20 protein-coding genes are annotated in these 17388 nt (G+C 49.1%); all 20 read left to right on the top strand.

The features are described 5' to 3' along the window. Positions 1–109: 109 nt before the first annotated feature. The gene (locus AB4111_RS10265) at positions 110–310 is read left to right on the top strand and encodes a hypothetical protein (protein WP_442031424.1); all 201 of its coding nucleotides are present in this window, start codon (positions 110–112) and stop codon (positions 308–310) included. Beyond that, positions 310–1773, top strand: a complete 1464-nt coding sequence (locus AB4111_RS10260) for a phage tail sheath subtilisin-like domain-containing protein (protein ID WP_442031423.1) — start codon at positions 310–312, stop codon at positions 1771–1773. Before AB4111_RS10265 ends, AB4111_RS10260 begins: the two co-directional genes overlap by 1 nt. Before the next feature lie 245 nt (positions 1774–2018). After that, on the top strand, positions 2019–2426 hold the full coding sequence (locus AB4111_RS10255; RefSeq protein WP_124117078.1) for a phage tail tube protein: 408 nt from the start codon (positions 2019–2021) through the stop codon (positions 2424–2426). A 177-nt stretch (positions 2427–2603) separates the two neighbouring features. Next, a complete protein-coding gene (locus AB4111_RS10250) occupies positions 2604–3038 on the top strand; it encodes a phage tail assembly chaperone (RefSeq protein WP_017690174.1) in 435 nt (144 codons plus the stop codon). 182 nt (positions 3039–3220) lie between these two features. Continuing rightward, positions 3221–4960, top strand: a complete 1740-nt coding sequence (locus AB4111_RS10245) for a hypothetical protein (protein WP_442031422.1) — start codon at positions 3221–3223, stop codon at positions 4958–4960. Between the two features lie 54 nt (positions 4961–5014). Further along, entirely contained in the window at positions 5015–5647 is a 633-nt protein-coding gene (locus tag AB4111_RS10240; protein WP_442031619.1) for a LysM peptidoglycan-binding domain-containing protein, read from the top strand. Then, positions 5644–6630, top strand: a complete 987-nt coding sequence (locus AB4111_RS10235) for an XkdQ/YqbQ family protein (protein ID WP_442031421.1) — start codon at positions 5644–5646, stop codon at positions 6628–6630. Before AB4111_RS10240 ends, AB4111_RS10235 begins: the two co-directional genes overlap by 4 nt. After that, entirely contained in the window at positions 6623–7033 is a 411-nt protein-coding gene (locus AB4111_RS10230) for a hypothetical protein (protein ID WP_442031420.1), read from the top strand. The genes AB4111_RS10235 and AB4111_RS10230 overlap by 8 nt, the downstream gene beginning before the upstream one ends. Then, entirely contained in the window at positions 7026–7481 is a 456-nt protein-coding gene (locus AB4111_RS10225; RefSeq protein WP_442031419.1) for a DUF2634 domain-containing protein, read from the top strand. Before AB4111_RS10230 ends, AB4111_RS10225 begins: the two co-directional genes overlap by 8 nt. 4 nt (positions 7482–7485) lie before the next feature. Next, entirely contained in the window at positions 7486–8625 is a 1140-nt protein-coding gene (locus AB4111_RS10220; protein WP_442031418.1) for a baseplate J/gp47 family protein, read from the top strand. A 137-nt stretch (positions 8626–8762) separates the two neighbouring features. Beyond that, positions 8763–9353, top strand: coding sequence for a YmfQ family protein (locus AB4111_RS10215; RefSeq protein ID WP_442031417.1), 591 nt, complete (start codon positions 8763–8765; stop codon positions 9351–9353). Then, positions 9353–10498, top strand: coding sequence for a tail fiber protein (locus AB4111_RS10210; RefSeq protein WP_442031416.1), 1146 nt, complete (start codon positions 9353–9355; stop codon positions 10496–10498). Before AB4111_RS10215 ends, AB4111_RS10210 begins: the two co-directional genes overlap by 1 nt. Before the next feature lie 17 nt (positions 10499–10515). After that, positions 10516–10809, top strand: coding sequence for a hypothetical protein (locus AB4111_RS10205; protein WP_442031415.1), 294 nt, complete (start codon positions 10516–10518; stop codon positions 10807–10809). Between the two features lie 367 nt (positions 10810–11176). After that, the gene (locus AB4111_RS10200) at positions 11177–11596 is read left to right on the top strand and encodes a phage tail terminator family protein (protein ID WP_442031414.1); all 420 of its coding nucleotides are present in this window, start codon (positions 11177–11179) and stop codon (positions 11594–11596) included. Positions 11597–11834: 238 nt separating this feature from the next. Continuing rightward, positions 11835–12044 (top strand): hypothetical protein, encoded by a 210-nt coding sequence (locus AB4111_RS10195; RefSeq protein ID WP_442031413.1) that lies wholly within the window; start codon positions 11835–11837, stop codon positions 12042–12044. Beyond that, the gene (locus tag AB4111_RS10190) at positions 12044–13360 is read left to right on the top strand and encodes a phage tail sheath family protein (RefSeq protein ID WP_442031412.1); all 1317 of its coding nucleotides are present in this window, start codon (positions 12044–12046) and stop codon (positions 13358–13360) included. Before AB4111_RS10195 ends, AB4111_RS10190 begins: the two co-directional genes overlap by 1 nt. Position 13361: 1 nt before the next feature. Continuing rightward, entirely contained in the window at positions 13362–13820 is a 459-nt protein-coding gene (locus AB4111_RS10185; RefSeq protein ID WP_017690162.1) for a phage tail tube protein, read from the top strand. 170 nt (positions 13821–13990) lie between these two features. After that, on the top strand, positions 13991–14413 hold the full coding sequence (locus tag AB4111_RS10180; protein WP_421887370.1) for a phage tail assembly chaperone: 423 nt from the start codon (positions 13991–13993) through the stop codon (positions 14411–14413). A 201-nt stretch (positions 14414–14614) separates the two neighbouring features. After that, complete coding sequence (locus AB4111_RS10175; protein ID WP_442031411.1) at positions 14615–16684, top strand: hypothetical protein; 2070 nt, start codon at positions 14615–14617, stop codon at positions 16682–16684. After that, positions 16685–17380 carry a LysM peptidoglycan-binding domain-containing protein gene (locus tag AB4111_RS10170; RefSeq protein WP_442031410.1) on the top strand — a complete coding sequence of 232 codons (696 nt, stop codon included), beginning with the start codon at positions 16685–16687 and terminating at the stop codon, positions 17378–17380. Positions 17381–17388 lie beyond the last annotated feature (8 nt).

Below are 17388 nucleotides of genomic sequence, written 5' to 3'. Positions count from 1 at the left end.
TCAACATTGTAGCTTCAAATTCATAGGTTCATAAGGTCGAAAATTCATAGGTTACGCTTAAGATCAATGTTCACGAAATTAGTAGTCCAACAAATGAGGTGAGATGGCTATGGCAAGCTCAGTGAAAAAAAGTAAACAGACAGCCCCGCGGTATACACGGGCCGAATTGATGAATCATGCAGAAGCCCTCTTTGCCGTTAAGGCAGAGGTGCTATACGGTGCGCTGTACGAAGCGGCGCAAGAGATGTTTTCAATTGAAGAAACGCAGGAACGAATTAACCAATTTATGAAAGCGAAGGTGAAGGCATAATGGCAGGTGGAACTTGGGAACAAACGAATCGTCCGGTCCTTCCGGGCTTATATATGAATTTTCAGGCGGCAGCATCCTCGGCCATTCAAGCGGGTACGCGAGGAACGGTTGTTGTGCCGGTTAAGGCCAACTGGGGCCCTGTGGGGACTTTTGTTGAAGTAGGGAGCGAAGCGGCGATTGAACGCATTTATGCGGCGAATGTGCTGGACAATGGTACGGCGTATACGTCCTTGAAGCTTGCCCTGTTGGGTGGGCCGAAGAAGTTGCTCGCTTATCGGGTAGCAAGTGCTGCGGCCAAAGCAGCTACGCTTACTTTGAAGGACAGCAGTGATGCCAATGTGCTGCAACTGGATGCGAAGTATCCGGGGGATCGTGCGAATGGATTCTACGTTACCATCCAGCCAGGTGTGATTGATAATACGAAACATGAAGTGCGCCTTTTTGAAGGTAACCGGATGTTGTATGCGCTCCTGACTGCGGATATTTCAGCAGCTTCTCTGGCCAAAGAAATTAACGCGGATGAACGAAATGTCTGGGTGACGGCGCAGGCGATTGGTGATGGTGCAGGTGTAGTTGCGACTGTCGCGGGTGCGGCATTCAAAGGCGGCGTAAGTGGCAATGATGACCTAACCAATGCGGAATACATTGCTGTGCAGGGTGCGCTGGAAGGGGAGCAATTCGACGTCTTGGCTTTGGATCAGGCGGCTGATGCACCTCTGCTTGCGAGCTTTGCGGCATGGGTGAAACGTGTGCGTGGTGAAGGCAAGCCGGTGATGGCTGTATTTGGCGGTTCCGCAGCGGATGATACCTCCGCTACAGCAGCACAAAAGGCAGCAGCACGTTCGCTTGGGCTCAACCATGAAGGTGTGATTAATGTCGGTACAGGGGTACGCCTTGGAAATGCATTCTACAGCTCCGCGGAAACATCCGCCTATGTAGCAGGACTGATCGCCGGACAACGTCTGAACCAGTCCACCACCTATGCAGCTACTCCGTTCGATGATGTGACACGTCGCTGGACGCGTACTGAACAGGAGCAGGCGGTACAGAACGGCGTATTTATTTTCTTCCATGATGGACGTCAGGTGAAAGCACTTCGCGGTGTAAACACACTCGTAACTCCAGCCGCTGGCCAGAATAATGCGTGGAAAAAAATCCGATCCATTCGTGTGTTGGACGCCATCAACACGGATCTGCAACGCTCCGCGGAAGATACGTATATCGGTAAAGTAAACAATACCGAAGAGGGTCGTCAGGCACTGATTAGTGCCATGAAGGCCTATTTGGCGTTGCTCGCACAGAGCAATGTGATTGAAGCTGACGGTTACGATGTCATTCTTGACCCGGCGTATTATGGTGCTGCACCAGTTCTCAAACCGGAGGCAGATCAGGTATTCCTGCAATGGAATGTGAAGCTGACGGATGTGATGGAGCAGTTGTTCGGTACATTTTACGTGCAATAAGGTTGTGTGAGAGGAAAGAACCGTTTTCTAGAATAATTACTACACGTTGAGCTGATGGTTTACACGATAACGGAGAGGGCAGAAAAAATCTGGAGAAGCAAAGCGCTCGCCTTTATCCACGGATTTTCCCTTTATGAAAAGGAATCAAAAAAATCTGGGGATAACAGCGATCGGAAGATTGTTCTGCCCGCGGAGTTATACCGTGTAAATATTTATTAGTTCAACGAACCCAAGGAGGAAAATATATGTTGGATGCGTCAAGAGTAATTCTCGGTACCCATGGTCAGCTGCATATCGATGGTGTGTGGCAGACGAACATTAACAAGCTGGAAGCGAGTGTGGAGATTGAAAAGCGGGAGCTGAACCTGGTCGGTAACGACTGGAAAGTGCACAAGAACGGCGCAAAAAAAGGAACAGGCACGATGACGGGCTACAAAGTCACATCCGATATGATCCAGCGCGGCTTCACCAAATTCGAGATCATTTCTAAGCTGAACGACCCTGAATCATATGGACATGAGAGTGTTTTGCTGAAAGGTTGCATGGTGGACAAAATCCAGCTTGCAAACTGGACAGCGGGTGAGGAAGTACCAGAGGAAACGGGCTTTACGTTTGAAGGATTTGAGTTGCTGAATCCAATTGTGGCGAACTAAAGGTTGGAAGTGGTCACGTGTTGGAGTTAGTTTGCTCCAGCGTGATTGCATAGTTACTTCATTAATAATATGGGCACCATTGCAGGCCGAGATGATCTCGGTCTCTTTGTTGTCTCTACAGGCTTGGAAGATGGTATAGATGAACCCATTCGTGAAACAAGAAGGAGATAACGCCAGATGAGTATGAATGAAAATATGTCCGAAGAACAGATTTTGGATCAGTTGTTTGAAGCAGCAGAACGTTTGCCAGAGGAGAATGTGCGGATTCAGCGTCTGGATCTGCTGTTGACCTTGCGTGGACTGACGTCCTCCAAAGTGGATCACATTCGTGAGCGCTGCACGATTCGAAAAACGACCAAAGGCCGCACCGAGGAAAAGGTGGACACCGAAACGTTTAACGCGCTGCTTATTTCCGAAGCAACGGTGAAATTGAAAGTTCGCAGCCTGGAACTCTCGGGCTGGGGAGACACCCGCATTACCGGTCGCATGAAGCTGTCTGGTGGAGAACAGGCGGTTCGCCGTATGTTGCTCGCTGGTGAATTGGATGCCGTAGGCGATAAAGTGCTGGAGCTGTCCGGCTTCGGTGTGGAGATTGAAGACCTAAAAAACTGATTCACTCCGGCGGGATGACCACGTTCCTGTATCACATGTGGGTCCGTCATCATCTCCGGCCCGGAGAATTCTGGTCTTTGCCACGCGGGGAGCGTTCGCTGTTGATTGCATTTTCTGAAGAAGAAATGTCAGCGATCACCTCACAAATGAATCGATAACCATATAAGGCAGGAGGTGAAAAAATGGCAGAAATGATTGTAGGTCTATCCAAGTCCAATGCCGAAATGCGGACAACCCTTCGATACCTAGATCAGATCCAGCGCTCGACGGAACGTCTGGGCAGAGTTCGTTATCAGAGTCTGATTAAGGTGAATAATGAACTGAGAACGACCGGGCGCAGGTTGGAAAGTATATATAGTATGGCTGTGCGAATTAGCAGGCTGCGTATTACACCGACGATTGGGTTGATTGATAAGCTCAGTCCAGCACTGGATCGCGCATTGGCGAAACTGAACAGTTTCAGGGACCAGATGGTTACGGCTTCGGGCACAGTATCGCTTGAGGTTCGGCAGAAGATCGAAGTGGCGATGGGCAAAGTTGGGCCAACTGGCCCAACTATGGCTGTCATTATCCAGAACAACAAAAACATTACTAACAATACGAAGGAAGAAGAACCTAAAAAGTGGTGGGAAAACGTACTTGCAGTGGTCCAAGCATTCAATGATTTGAAGGATGCAGCCTTTAATGTAGGAGATATTTTTAAATTGTTCAAAAAGAAAAAAGAAGAGAGTCCTGCATCAGATCCAACCAGAAGTCCAGCATCCAAGTGCTGCTGTTGCACAGGTGGAAAGATGGGCAAAAACCGCAGAGTCCGTTCTCCGAATGCGGATGGTGGTGGTTCAGATCGTGGAAGACGAAATTATCGAAGCGGTAGAAGGTCTAGTAACCGTTCGAATCGGGGCCCATCTCCAGTACCCAATCCTGTACCTGATACTCCAACTCCTCCGGCCGATCGCAACCGTAATAGGGGAGGCGGTAGAAGAATACGAGGAAGCGGTAGATTAGGATTTGCGGATGGTGCATTGGGATCTTTAACCGACATGCTGGCTGGTAATGGATTGATGGATAATTTAAGTAGTGGTTTTGCCAAAGGAGCTAAAAGGTTGCTCGGACCCATCAGCGTGCTTGCTGATGTGGCGAACGTAGCGACAGCACCCCCGGAAGAGCGCGGTCGAGCGGTGGGTTCCATGATTGGCGGCACGGCAGGTACTGCGATTGGTAGCGCCATCGGTAGTGTTCTTTTACCTGGTATCGGGACATGGGTTGGTGGTGCAGTAGGTGGTTGGGCCGGAAGTGCAGCAGGCGGTTGGATCGGAGACAAAGCGAAGGATATTGGAAACTTTATGTCTAGTGCTACCGAGGGTGTAGGGGATGCTTTGTCCGGTGCGGCGGATTATGTCTCTGAGAAAACAAAAAAAATCACCGATGGCATATCCGGCTTCTTTGGATTTGGTTCTAAAAAAGAAGAAAAGACGGTCTCGGCAGCAACGGTGGCTGCACCGTCTCCAGTTGCAACAGGCCCGCAGATGGCACCTGCCTATATGCCACCGGCACTGACCATGACAGGCCCAACGGCTTATATGAACAGCAAAGTCGCTCAGCCTACATCTGCTGGATTCATGGGAACAAGCATGATGCAGAGCCAAGCGATGGCGCTTGGTAACGGTGCGCAGACCAATGGAAAATCGTCCACGATGACGGTACAGATATCTGAAGACCAGATGAGCAGTCTGTCCGGATACTTGAAGGATTTCAAAACCGAAACTACCAATCAGATTGCGATAAATATTGCACCGGGAACGGTACAGGTGACGGTTCGTGAGAACGCAATTGATTATGACGCAGTTTCTCACCAGGTGGGGCAACGGATCTCTAACGAGTTCCGCCGTGCGATGCAAAATCGCAAAACGATTATGGCCTAAGCAGAAAGGAGGCCGTGTATGTCTGTACTTAAAGATGAAGTAGGGCCTAACGAAATGTCATTTACGCTGAAGGATGGCGGCACTCCATTTCAATTCCCGGTGAACCCGGAAGAGGTGAGTATCTCCAGGTCCAAAGGGTATGAAACGATTAATATGCTGGAGCATGGCGAGTTTGATTTTGCGCAGGGGGAGAAGGTAAAGGAGATCACCTTCTCTTCTTTTTTTCCCAAAGAGTATGATGCCTTCTACTGCATGTACAAAGAAGGTCTGCCTGATCCGCGTGTGGCGATGAATGTCCTGAACACGTTTCTGATCTCCAAAAAGCCGCTGCGTTTCATCATTTCAGGGACGGGCGTGAACGTGCCTGTTTTTATTGTTTCGCTGAATTCGAGCTTTCGTGGGGGGGAGACAGGGGATATTTATTTCGACCTGACCCTGCGCACATGGCGGGATTCCAAGGTGGAGAAGGTGGGCTCTGCGGCATCAGGTAGCAAGTCAGGTTCTCGTACCGATTTGAAAAAGTCTAGCAAGACCTACACCGTCAAATCTGGTGATTCCCTGTCCAAAATAGCAAAGCTTGAGCTGGGCAGCAGTTCCAAATGGAACGAGATTTACAAGCTCAATAACAAGATCATCGGCACTGATCCGAACCGGATCAAGCCGGGGCAAAAGCTGGTGATGCCATGACCTACAAGGTCATTGTTGACGACAAATATGACGTCACCAAGCTGGTGGAGACAATTACGCTGAAGGACTCGCTGGACCAGATTGCGTATCAGGCCAACATCCGGCTGGCGGTGTCTGCATCTTCGGGTCTGCCTTCGATCTCACCGGGCATGGCGGTGCGGATTAGCGGGGTTCCTTTTGGCGAAAAATCAATGGTTCACTTGCTGCATCCTGCGGTCATCTGGGAGGTGGAAAGCTCGAACAGCGGCACCAAGCGGCTGTCTCTCACGGTGTACGACCGGATGATCTATCTGGAAAAATCAGAGGACGAGTTCCTATTGCCGAAGGATCAGACGGCTACGCAGCGACTTAAAACCTACGCCAAAGAGTGGAAGATTCCATACGCTACACTGCCGGATACCAAGACCAAGCTGGGCAAAGCCGTGTATCGTTCACAGACGATCTTTTCGATGATGTTTGCCGATCTGAAAGAAACGGCCAAGTCTGGTGGGGAGATGTATCATCCACGGATGACACCCGGCGGGTTGCAGCTCTTTCAGGTGGGCAGTAACGCGAAGGTGCATGAACTGGATCGACTGATTGATCTGACCCAGATGCGCACGCTCGAAGGGGCGGTCACCAAGGTGAAAGTGCTGGCAGCGTCGGAGTCTACGAGTGGCAAGGAAGTCCCATCCAAAGTGCTTGCGATTGAGCAGGATCGTGTGGAAGAACTGGGCACATTACAAAAGCTGGTAGAGGACGATCAGGTGAAATCCACAACCGCCGCGAAAAAACTGGCGAAAAGTCATCTGACGGGTATTCAGGAGACCTTTACGATATCGGCACCGGATATCAATACGATTCGCGCCGGGGACGCAGTGTTGTTGAAAGGACTGAAGCTAATCGTCATGTCGGTCAGCCGTGATTTGTCTGCCGGGCCTGGAACGATGACGTTGGAACTGGGTACAGCTGAGATGGTGAAAAGGAGGTATTACCTTGAATAAAGATGATCCGTATGGGCATTTTGCCGACGTCATGCGGGGCGCGATGAGTACACATTCCCGTCAGGCCGTGAGCGGTCTGGGAGCGGTACTGGGTACGATGACCTCATCCGGCGTGAAGCTGGATGATTTCAAGCACGAAGTGCAGGATTATCTCGTGGCCGAGTTGCCGGGCACGCTTGGACTGCCGGAGCGCGAGGCTACTGGCGCGATCTCGGGTATATCTGACGTGGCAAACGGAGGAACGACGGGCACGGGACGGTTTCTTTTGCAAGAAGAGGAAGTGGAAGAAGCGGTGTGGTCTCTTGGTAAGGGATTAAAAGCGGGAGATCGCGTACTGGCGATGCGGGTGAATGGCGGTAACGACATTGTGGTGCTGTGTAAGGTGGTGAGTGCGTATGCCTAGTTTGTTCCCGGAAACGGGTGTGGTCTGGGGAGATGAGGAGGATCTGTCGGGGGCGGATTCGGAAGAGGTACCCTTTGGACGAAGCTGGCGATTTGATTACGATGCAGGGGATTTTGTGCTGACCCCAAGTGGCAAAGTAGCTGCGGCGAGTGGGCATGAAGCTTGGGTGCAGTGGTGCATCAAGGCCGTGAAAACGCCAAGGTACAGACATGTGATCTATTCCCGGGACTATGGTTCGGAGCTGGAGGATCTGGTGGGGCAGGGCGACAGTCGGGGTGTGATGGAAAGTGAGATTACCCGGATGGTGACGGAGACGCTGCTGGCTGATCCACGCACGGATTCGGTAGACCAGTTCACGTTCAATTGGAATCGGGAGCAGTGCATGTTCTCGTGCCGGGTGGCGAGTGTGCAGGAAGAGATGTTTATTCTGGAAAGTGAGGTGATCTGACGGGATGGCTGAGATTCCGCGTTATTTGGAGGACCAGACGGAGGAACAGATTATGCAGCGTATGCTGGATCGTCTGCCCGCGGATCTGGATAAGTCGGAAGGATCGTTTCTGTGGGATGCGGAGGCTCCGGTTGCGTTTATGCTGTCTGAAGCGGCTTTGTGGGCACAGGAATTACTCCGGCGGGGGTTTGCAAGTACGGCTGCGAGCAGTGATCCGAATTTTCGTTCGGAAGAACTGGATCTGCGGGCGGGAGAGCACGGCATTACGCGGCGGGCTGCGGTGGCGGCACAGGGTTCGGTGCGGTTCGTAGGTGCGCCGGGGAAAGTGGTGCCTGCGGGAACGGTCGTGGCTACGCTCGCGGATGAAGTATCTGCTGAAGCTTCGCTCGAATATGAAACGGTGGGACGTTTGGAACTGGATGCTGAGGGCTCCGGGGGGGTAGGCGTGCGAGCGCTTGTTGCCGGAAAAGAAAGCAATGTGCCTGCGGGCACGGTAACGGTGCTGTCTACACCTGTAAGTGGCGTGACTTCTGTCACGAACATTGAGGTGATCAAAGGCGGTGCGGATATTGAGACCGATACGGCACTGCTGGAACGCTTTTATGCCAAAGTCCGCAACCAAGGGACAAGCGGCAACAAGTCGCAATATGTGCAATGGGCCAGTGAAGTGCCAGGTGTTGGTGCAACGCGTGTTATTCCGTTATGGCAGGGGCCAGGCACGGTGGGATTGTATCTGCTTGACACGGACAAACGTGCTGCGGGCATCGATCTGGTGGCAGCGGTGCAGAAGTACGTTGACCCAACGCAGGATGGGCAAGGTGAAGGTGTTGCGCCGGCGGGGCCAGTGGTATCCGTGATGCCAGCCGAGGAAGTACTGATGAATATTCAGGTCAAGTTGACGTTGGCAAGTGATGCGACACTGACTGATGTACGGGCACTGATCGAACGCGGGGTGACCGCGTATCTGAAGCAGCTCGCTTTTACCGATCCGCTCGTTCGTTACACTCGCATTGCTGCGATCCTGCTGGACATTCCGCCCATTATCGACTATTCGGAGCTTACCGTGAACGGTGTGAGCGACCAGAATATTGAGATGACCCCGAGTCAGGTGGCCGTGTTGGGGACGGTGGATGTGCATGAGTAGTGTTGGGCAGATGGTGGATGAGGACGCAGTTTGGGAGTGCGGAGACCAAGGGAGATTGGGAGAAATACGCCGATCTGGGTTGGATCTGGTGAGCGAGACGCTCCATGATGATGGGCAAGGAAGGGAGGGGACAGGGCATGAGTGCTCCTTCTACTGTAGATGCTGGACTGACGAGTGAGAAAGGGCGGGAGTTGTTCTCGTATTTGCCAAATTATTATGAGACTTCTCGCGTTATGCAGGCCGACATGCAGGCCAAAGGCAGTGAAATGGATCTGCTGTACAAGGCGCTGGATGAGACGCTGGAGCAGTTTTTTGTCCGCACGGCGACGTGGGGTCTGGACTTCTGGGAGCAGGAGCTCGGCATTGAGACAGATCGTCTCAAACCTATGGAACAAAGGCGTGCCGTGTTGGAATCGAAGTTGCGTGGTGCCGGGAAGTTCTCTGGCAGGTTGGTTGCAAATGTTGCCGAGGCGTATGCCGGGGGCAAGGTGGATGTAACTTTTCAGCCGGAAGCGTGGAGGTTTACGGTGAGCTTTGTGGATACGATGGGCATTCCGCCCAATATCGATGATCTCAAACGGGCGATTGAGGAATTGAAACCGGCCCATATGGTCGTGGAGTATGAGTATCGCTATTTGGTCTGGGACGATCTGGACAAAAAGCAGAAAACATGGGATGAACTGGACGCCGCGTCCTTGACGTGGAATGAACTGGAGGTGTGGGCGTAATGCCACAGGAAACAGATCGACTGAAATTACCTCTTCCCTTGGGGAACGAGAATGTGACCCGGGAGAGTATTAATGGAATTTTTGAGAAGATTGATGCAGGTGTGGCGACGCAAGTGGATTTGGATGCGCTTCGTGAAGCGGTAAGTCAGATGGATATTCCCGATGCGTCTTTGACGCAAAAAGGGAAGGTGCAGTTGTCGGATGCAATTAATGAAACGTCAAAGAACAAGGCAGCGACACCAAATGCTGTTAAGTTAGCATATGACGAGGCTGTTGCAGCAAAGCAGCTTGGGGTTGAGACAAAAAGCGATGTGGTTGCCACTCTCAACTCCATAGGAGTATCGGCATCCACAGGTGAATCATGGGATTCACTCATTGCTAAGATGGCGGGAGTGATCCGGGCAACAGGTAACGCAACAGTGTCGCAAGTTTTGGCAGGTGCGACATTTAGCAATGCAAGTGGTAATGGAAGAGTAGGCACAATTCCCAATCGTGGTGCCGGTGGGAATGTTACACCTGGGGTATCCAATCAGGTCAAAGCCGCAGGTTACTACAGTTCGGCTATCACTGTTCCAGGTGAACCAAACATGATCGCTGATAACATCCTGGTGAACAAGTCCATCTATGGGGTTTCTGGTTCCTTGGTACCCAACAAGGTCACAGAGTATCCTGCATTTTCAAGGACTAATTATGGTGGTGGTCAAGACCAAACCATATACACCACCATTTTAGAAATGGACGGTAAGAAGCGTAACGTTCTAACCATCCAAACGGCTGACGCTAACAAATCATATATTCGGTCTATGGCTAACGCCGAAGGTGATGAAGCATATAGTAGATTAGCCATCGTGAGTAACGCAGGTACATGGTTACTACCGTCATCGTTTACCAGTGCCGTTTCATCAAGTTCCGTTGGTACATCTTCACGAAGGGCTTTAGGTAGCATTGTCATAGATCTACCAACCGGAACCATTAGTTATGTTTTAGATAGTACTACCTACACACTCAGTGTAACCCCACGATCTGATGTAGCCATTGTTCAACTAGCACTGTCCGTATCTAAGCGAAATTCTATTGGTAGGGCAGCCGCTGAATTTTCTGGTGGAGTTGTCAGATATGAGGGTCTAATTCTAAACGAGTTTTAATAAGGAGGTATAACACATTGAAAATCATAAACCATGACGGGAATAAACCGAATGCCTTGGTGCTAAGTATTGAGCACAACCCAACTAACTATGTGTTAACAGAAAAAATGATTCTCACAGATATAGACGTTCCTCTACCTGAACCAATTCCTTGGATGGAGGCTACGTTGTACATTAACACCGAAACTAACGTGATGTTCTATAACTATGCCCGACCTGAAACATTATCGGAGTTAGTCAGTAGAATGGCTTCGCAACAAAATGTGATGAAGAGTGCCATAGATGATTTGATCATGGGAGGTGTCTTGTAATGGCTGCGTATATGGGTATGCGAATCATTGAAGGAGTTTTCACATATAAGTACGTATGTGAGAGGAGACCAGATTTAAGAGATGGGATCGACGCGTACCTTATTCAGCAAGGTAGAGAAGATTTGGTTAGTAAGGACAACGTTTAGTGAGGCGTACCCAAGTGGTGCGTTATTTTTATTCCCTCTGAAGTGGTTAAGAGAATTCTCATAATGAATTCAGGGGAAATGAGTTGGAGACAGTAGGTTAAATGGATTATGGCTGTAGGTATCTAAGCTGCTTTATATTTATAATACGTAAAATCTGATGTAATTCCTGTCCTATAGAACGACTAACTTATTTCATATTTTAACTCCAAAGGAGGTGAACTATGACCACAAACCAACTAACCACTGCCATCGCAAACACACTAACTCAGCACTTCCCGAACATCCCGATCCTCCCGCAAACGGGCACTAGTTCCACCTCGGGCATCTCCTACCGCCTGCTGTCCGCCCAACTTACCCGGGAACGTAGCGATCGCTTCGTGCAATCTCACACGTTTGAAATCCGCTGGCTTGAAAAAGACAGCATCCCGGCAACTCTACCGGACGAGTTGTTCGAAGCGCTGGAGACCATCGACGTGGAGGGTACCCCCTATAGAGCAACGGAATTACGTTGGGAGACGGAGAACGACACATCACGAATGCTGGTGTACTACACCATGCGAACCACCAAAGTGTCGGAGTCCGCCGCTACCATGCAACAACTGGAACAGCGACCTACAGCGCTTAAAGCTGCTAAAGAATAACTATATAAATTGAACTAACATTTACACGAAAAAGGAGAGGACAGAAATAACCTGAAGAAGCGGAGCGTGCGCCTTTATCCCCTGAGTTCACCTTTAAAAAGGAAATCAAAAAAATATGGGGATAACAGCGATCGGAAGGTTGTTCTGTCATCGGAGTGGCAAATGTAACTATTCTTTAGTTGAACTTAACTAACCGAATGAGGGGATCTACATGAAAGGAATAGGAGGCGCATTGGCAATGTTTACGAAAAAAGAACCGGACCCTAAAAAAACAGACACTCCACAGAAAAACAACCAAAAATACAGCAAATCACAGTTCGCCGAATCCCGGCAACTCAGCCGGATGGAGAAAGATATTTTGGCAGCAGTTCTGCTGGACCAACAGACGTACACCTTGCAAGAAGCACAAGAACACATCCAACAATTTATGAATGGGGAGGCACAATAATGGCTGGAGGAACATGGACGACACAAAACAAGGTACGCCCCGGCGTATATATGAATTTTGCATCAGAGGGCGCATTGCCGGGTACGGTAGGGGAGCGGGGAACGGTGGCTTTGGCACTTCCATTGTCGTGGGGGCAAGCTGGTACAATCCTGACGGTACAAGCAGGTGAAGATGTACAAGCCAAATTGGGCTATGACTGGACAGCACCGCAATTGCTGCTGATCCGTGAGGCATTGAAACGGGCACAGACCTTGCTTCTGTATCGACTCAATGCAGGGACCAAAGCCAAGGCAACCTTGGACAAACTGACAGTGACAGCCCAACACGGTGGTGTGCGTGGTAATGATCTGGCTGTTGTAATCTCAGCAAATATCAATGACCCGGAACAATTGGACGTTTCCACGTTGCTAGCGGGTAAAGCAGTGGACAAACAAACTTCATCCACCATCGAAGCTCTGGAGTCCAACGCATACATCACATTTACTGGTGAAGGTGCACTCACAACTACAGCGTCACTTCCACTAACGGGTGGATTGGATGGCACAGCAACGAACCAGGAGCATGCTGATTTCCTGACCAAGCTGGAAGTATTGGATTTTAATACGGTTGGTCTGATCTCAGACGATGCCACACTCAAGTCAGTCTACACAGCTTATATCAAGCGTTTGCGTGATACCGAAGGCAAGAAGGTGCAACTGGTTCTGTCCGATTATCCGGCAGCAGATCATGAAGGTATTATCAGTGTGAAAAATGGTGTTGTGCTCGCAGACGGTACCGTTCTTACGCCAAAACAAACGGTAGCTTGGACTGCCGGTGCAACAGCGGGAGCTAACCTGAATGAATCCCTGACGTTCCGTGCGTATGATGATGCCGTGGATGTTAATGGACGATTGACACACAGCGAGACAGAAGCAGCCCTGCGTAATGGTGAGTTTGTGTTTACAGCGAGCAGCAACCGTGCGGTGGTAGAGCAGGATGTGAATACATTCCGTTCCGTGACACCGGATAAGGCGCGTCATTTTGCCAAAAACCGTGTTGTCCGTGTTCTCGATGGCATTGCTAATGATATGAAACGGATCTTCGAGTCCTACTACATCGGCAAAGTGAACAATAACGAAGATGGGCGCAGCCTGTTCCGTTCCCAATGTGTCACTTACCTGAAGCAGCTTCAGGATATTGGGGCGATTCAAAATTTTGATTCCAAAACAGATATTACTGTTGCTCCGGGCAATGAAACCGACAGTATTCTGATCGAGATTCAGGTCCAGCCTGTGGATTCCGTTGAAAAAGTATATATGAAAGTGAAGGTGGTTTAAGATGGCATTTTTGAAAGCAAGCGACACGATCTCCGGCCAGGAAGGCCGTGCATACGCAACGATTAACGGACAGACGGAAGAAATGTTCTATGTGAAGACATTGGAAGCAACGGTGGAGAAACAAAAAGCAGAGGTCAAAACGTTGGGCCGCCGCGGTGTACAGCACAAAGCAACCGGTTGGTCTGGCTCAGGTTCCATGACGATCTTTTATACCACATCCCGTTTCCGCGAGCTGATGCTCCAGTACATGCAAAATGGTGTGGACACGTACTTCGACATTGAAGTGACTAACGAAGATCCTTCGTCTACGATTGGCAAACAGACCGTGACCCTCAAAGGCGTCAACCTCGATAGTGTAATTATGGCATCCCTGGATACCGAGGCGGAGGCGCTGGAGGAAGAAGTGAGCTTTACCTTTGAAGATGTCGATATGCCTGTATCGTTTAATCTGCCGAAGTAAATGTGGCTTGGAAAGCTTAGTACTCTAAGATATAAAGAGAATAAATTAACAGCGGGTTTGTAAAAGAAACCTGTTCAACTTGCCTGTGTTACGGGCTATTTGGCGTGTCATAATTCTGCTCTTCGCCGCTTGTGGCGGCGGGGAGCCTAACTTTAGAGGAGGAACAATACATGAGTGGATTGAGTATGTTTTTTGCCCAAAATGCAGCAATGGATACAACGGAGGAGTATATCGTGTCCCCCCGTTTCAAGGATGAGAAAGGCGAACCGGTTGCCTGGAAACTGCGCAGCATGACCGAGGATGAAAACCAGGAATGTCGTAAAGCGGCTACCCGCAAAATCAAGGGCAAGAACGGTGTCTACACACCCGACATCGATGCGAATGATTACATGGCTCGCCTGATGAGTGCCAGCGTGGTTTATCCCGATCTGAAAAATGCAGAACTTCAGCGTTCATATGGCGTAATGGGGGCGGAATCGCTTTTGCGGAAAATGCTGTTGCCTGGGGAATTTGCTTCGCTTGGGGAACAGGTTCAGAAGCTGAACGGCTTCAATCAGGATATGAACGAACTGGTGGATGACGTAAAAAACTAATTAAAGAGGGCGATTCCGAAGCCAATCTGGCTTATTACGCTCTCCATGAATTAAACATTTTGCCGCACGAGCTAATGGCTTTCTCCATGCGAGAACGAGCGGCGATCTATGCGATGATCTCCATCCGGGTGGAAGAAGAGAAGAAAGAACGGTCCAAGAATCGCGCCCGGAAGAAATAAAAAGGAAAGGAGGGAGAAATGAATGTCCGATACAAGTATCAATGTAATTAATCCTCCATCCGTAAATAATCTGATCAATAACTTAAATCTAATTCAGGTGAAAACAACCGAAATTTTGAACAACTTCAATCAGATTAACCATGTTAATTTGAATCAATTTAACCAAACGAACATATCCAATCACTTTAATCAAATAAATCAACAAATGAATGTAACGATTAATTTGATGGAAAAGCTGGAGGATACGGCTGATGATACAAGTGATTCGTTAGGTGATAATCTGAACAAGCTCTCCAAGTGGATGCAAATGGTAAAGTCGGCTGGAAGCGTCGTGTTAAAAGCTGCTGCTGAACAAGAAGACTTCAAATATCGTTATATGGTTGCCGCAGAAGATCCGGTGCTCGGGGAAGGCATCTATAATAAGTATCGCGAGCAAGCCGCCAAGAGCGGTCAGGATGTCAACGATTCGCTCAAATCTTCGCTAGGCTTCTTACCTTTGGCTCAGAATACAGGTCAGGTGGATCAATTGAATCAATTAACTCAACGTCTGAGTATGTTGTCACCGGATGGACAAAGTCTGTCCGATGCGTCTGGTGCCCTTCTTAGTGCCATGAATGGCGATAACGGGGATTTGGCTAGTCAATTTAACATCCCGAAAAGTGCATTGACCGGGGCTGGATTGGATGAATTTATACAGACAAAGGACTTGGACGGCTTCATACAGGGATTGCAGACGGTACTTGAAATGCAGGGCTACACACAAGAAGCCTTTGATACAATGCTGGATTCTCCATTGCAAAAATGGACGGCTCTTGTGAACCAGTTCAATGGGATATTGTCTGAGATCGGTACTAAGGCGTTGGAAGTGCTTTCTCCAGTGCTTGACCGATTAAACGAAGCCATAAGCTCAGGTCAGTTCAGTGCTTTCATCGAATGGATTGGTGGGGCCTTCGCAATTATTGCTCAAGTTGTAGCTTTTATTGTGGATGGGTTCATCAATTTTGCTACAGTCGTGCAAGAAAATTGGGCTATCATAGCGCCTATTTTGACTGCTATTGCTATGGTGCTGCTTTACAACATGATTATCTCACTTGGTATTGTGATCGCTGAAGTATTTTTGCTTGCTGTAGCATGGTTGGCTGTAAACTGGCCTATATTGCTAATCATCGCAGCAATTGCTGCGATGATTATGATTTTCCAAATGTTCGGAGCAACTGGTACCGATATTCTCGGGGCTATAATTGGTACATTTATGATGCTTGGCGAGATCATCAGAGTGGTAATTGCTACGGTGTGGAACATATTTGCTTCATTGGCAGACTTCTTGATTAACCTTTTTATTGATCCTGTCTATGCAATTCAAAAGTTGTTCTATGATCTAGGAATGTTTGTTTTACAAACTCTTTACAATGTTATGGTAGGTATCGAGGATTTTCTTAAAAGAGCTGTAGGGGCCATTAGCGATGTTGCTTCATTTATCAATGATACCTTTGGTACGAACCTGAGTGTGATGTCCGAATCGGATATTAACATTGGCAGCAAGAACATTAAGAGTTGGATGGACACTCTGAAGTCTATGGAGCCACAGAGCGACAAAAATGTATTTGAGTCTGTGAGAATGGATGGAGAATATAATCCCAGTGTATATGGGGAAGGTCAGATAAAGGCGGAGGAGTGGGTTTCTAAGTTCTCTTCTAAACCGAAGGATGACTCCAAGGATAAAGATTTACCATATAAATTTGGCCAAGACTACACACCCGAAATACCCAAAACACCTTCGATCCCAACTGCACCTGCTCCCACCGTTGTTCCCAACAGCAACATGAGTAACATCAACAAAATCAACAATATTGGGCAGGTGGACAAGATCGGTGACGTGGACGGCACAGTGGATGTGACGAGCGAGGACTTGAAATTGATGCGTGAGCTTGCAGAGATGCAGGCGATTCAGCGATTTGTCAGTCTGACGCCAACTGTTCAGGTCACCACGGGTGATATCAACAGCGGACATGACGTGGACAGCATCATCAGCAAAATCACTGATGGATTGAACAGTCAGATCGTCTCCAGTGCCCAGGGGGTGTATGGATAAGTGGAATATTATATTCAACTCAGCTACAATAACCGCTCCGAATACATGTTTTTCCCGGTGACACCAGAGAGCATTGAGTTTTCGGATTCGGGAGACGGCAGTTCGTTTAACGTGAGCGCTTTGGGTGAAATTAACGTGATCAAGTCGCCGAAGCTGCGAGAAGTCAGTTTCAGCGGAATCTTTCCGGCAGACTACAGTCCGTATCATCTGAACTACGATGCAAGACATCCGGCAATTCAGAAGCAGTTTTACCGTGATCCCTATGAATATGTGAAAAAGGTCATCCGCTGGATGCAGATGGGCAGACCCGTCAGGCTGTTCTTTTCCAGTGCGAGGTATACCATTAATATGGCGGTTTCCATCGAGAGCTTCGACTGGAAGGAGACTGCGGGTACGGTGGGGGATATCCAGTATGATATCAAGCTGAAGCAGTTCATTTTCTATGCCGCCAAAAAAGTAGTGCCGCTCAAGGACAGCAAGGATAATGCTGCTTCGAAAACAAAAACCAAAGCTTCCCGGCCCAATGAAAAAATCCAGCCCAAGACCGTCACACTCAAAGCTGGAGACTCCTTGTGGTCTGTAGCCAAAGCCCATCTGGGGGATGGATCTCGCTGGAAAGAGCTGCAGAAGCTGAATGGCATCAAAGATGCACAACTGAAGAAGCTGCCGATTGGACTTGTGATCAAGCTTCCGTGAAAGGAGAG

Origin of the sequence: Paenibacillus sp. 2KB_22, assembly GCF_052115745.1 — a bacterium.
GTDB lineage: Bacteria > Bacillota > Bacilli > Paenibacillales > Paenibacillaceae > Paenibacillus.
Note: the sequence above shows the minus strand (reverse complement) of the source record. Positions and strands in the feature narration are given on the sequence as shown.

Bases quoted from the DNA above. Each gene is read 5' to 3' on its own strand.
- AB4111_RS10265 (WP_442031424.1), top strand. From the start codon at position 110: ATGGCAAGCTCAGTGAAAAAAAGTAAACAGACAGCCCCGCGGTATACA.
- AB4111_RS10260 (WP_442031423.1), top strand. From the start codon at position 310: ATGGCAGGTGGAACTTGGGAACAAACGAATCGTCCGGTCCTTCCGGGC.
- AB4111_RS10255 (WP_124117078.1), top strand. From the start codon at position 2,019: ATGTTGGATGCGTCAAGAGTAATTCTCGGTACCCATGGTCAGCTGCAT.
- AB4111_RS10250 (WP_017690174.1), top strand. From the start codon at position 2,604: ATGAGTATGAATGAAAATATGTCCGAAGAACAGATTTTGGATCAGTTG.
- AB4111_RS10245 (WP_442031422.1), top strand. From the start codon at position 3,221: ATGGCAGAAATGATTGTAGGTCTATCCAAGTCCAATGCCGAAATGCGG.
- AB4111_RS10240 (WP_442031619.1), top strand. From the start codon at position 5,015: ATGTCATTTACGCTGAAGGATGGCGGCACTCCATTTCAATTCCCGGTG.
- AB4111_RS10235 (WP_442031421.1), top strand. From the start codon at position 5,644: ATGACCTACAAGGTCATTGTTGACGACAAATATGACGTCACCAAGCTG.
- AB4111_RS10225 (WP_442031419.1), top strand. From the start codon at position 7,026: ATGCCTAGTTTGTTCCCGGAAACGGGTGTGGTCTGGGGAGATGAGGAG.
- AB4111_RS10220 (WP_442031418.1), top strand. From the start codon at position 7,486: ATGGCTGAGATTCCGCGTTATTTGGAGGACCAGACGGAGGAACAGATT.
- AB4111_RS10215 (WP_442031417.1), top strand. From the start codon at position 8,763: ATGAGTGCTCCTTCTACTGTAGATGCTGGACTGACGAGTGAGAAAGGG.
- AB4111_RS10210 (WP_442031416.1), top strand. From the start codon at position 9,353: ATGCCACAGGAAACAGATCGACTGAAATTACCTCTTCCCTTGGGGAAC.
- AB4111_RS10200 (WP_442031414.1), top strand. From the start codon at position 11,177: ATGACCACAAACCAACTAACCACTGCCATCGCAAACACACTAACTCAG.
- AB4111_RS10195 (WP_442031413.1), top strand. From the start codon at position 11,835: ATGTTTACGAAAAAAGAACCGGACCCTAAAAAAACAGACACTCCACAG.
- AB4111_RS10190 (WP_442031412.1), top strand. From the start codon at position 12,044: ATGGCTGGAGGAACATGGACGACACAAAACAAGGTACGCCCCGGCGTA.
- AB4111_RS10185 (WP_017690162.1), top strand. From the start codon at position 13,362: ATGGCATTTTTGAAAGCAAGCGACACGATCTCCGGCCAGGAAGGCCGT.
- AB4111_RS10180 (WP_421887370.1), top strand. From the start codon at position 13,991: ATGAGTGGATTGAGTATGTTTTTTGCCCAAAATGCAGCAATGGATACA.
- AB4111_RS10175 (WP_442031411.1), top strand. From the start codon at position 14,615: ATGTCCGATACAAGTATCAATGTAATTAATCCTCCATCCGTAAATAAT.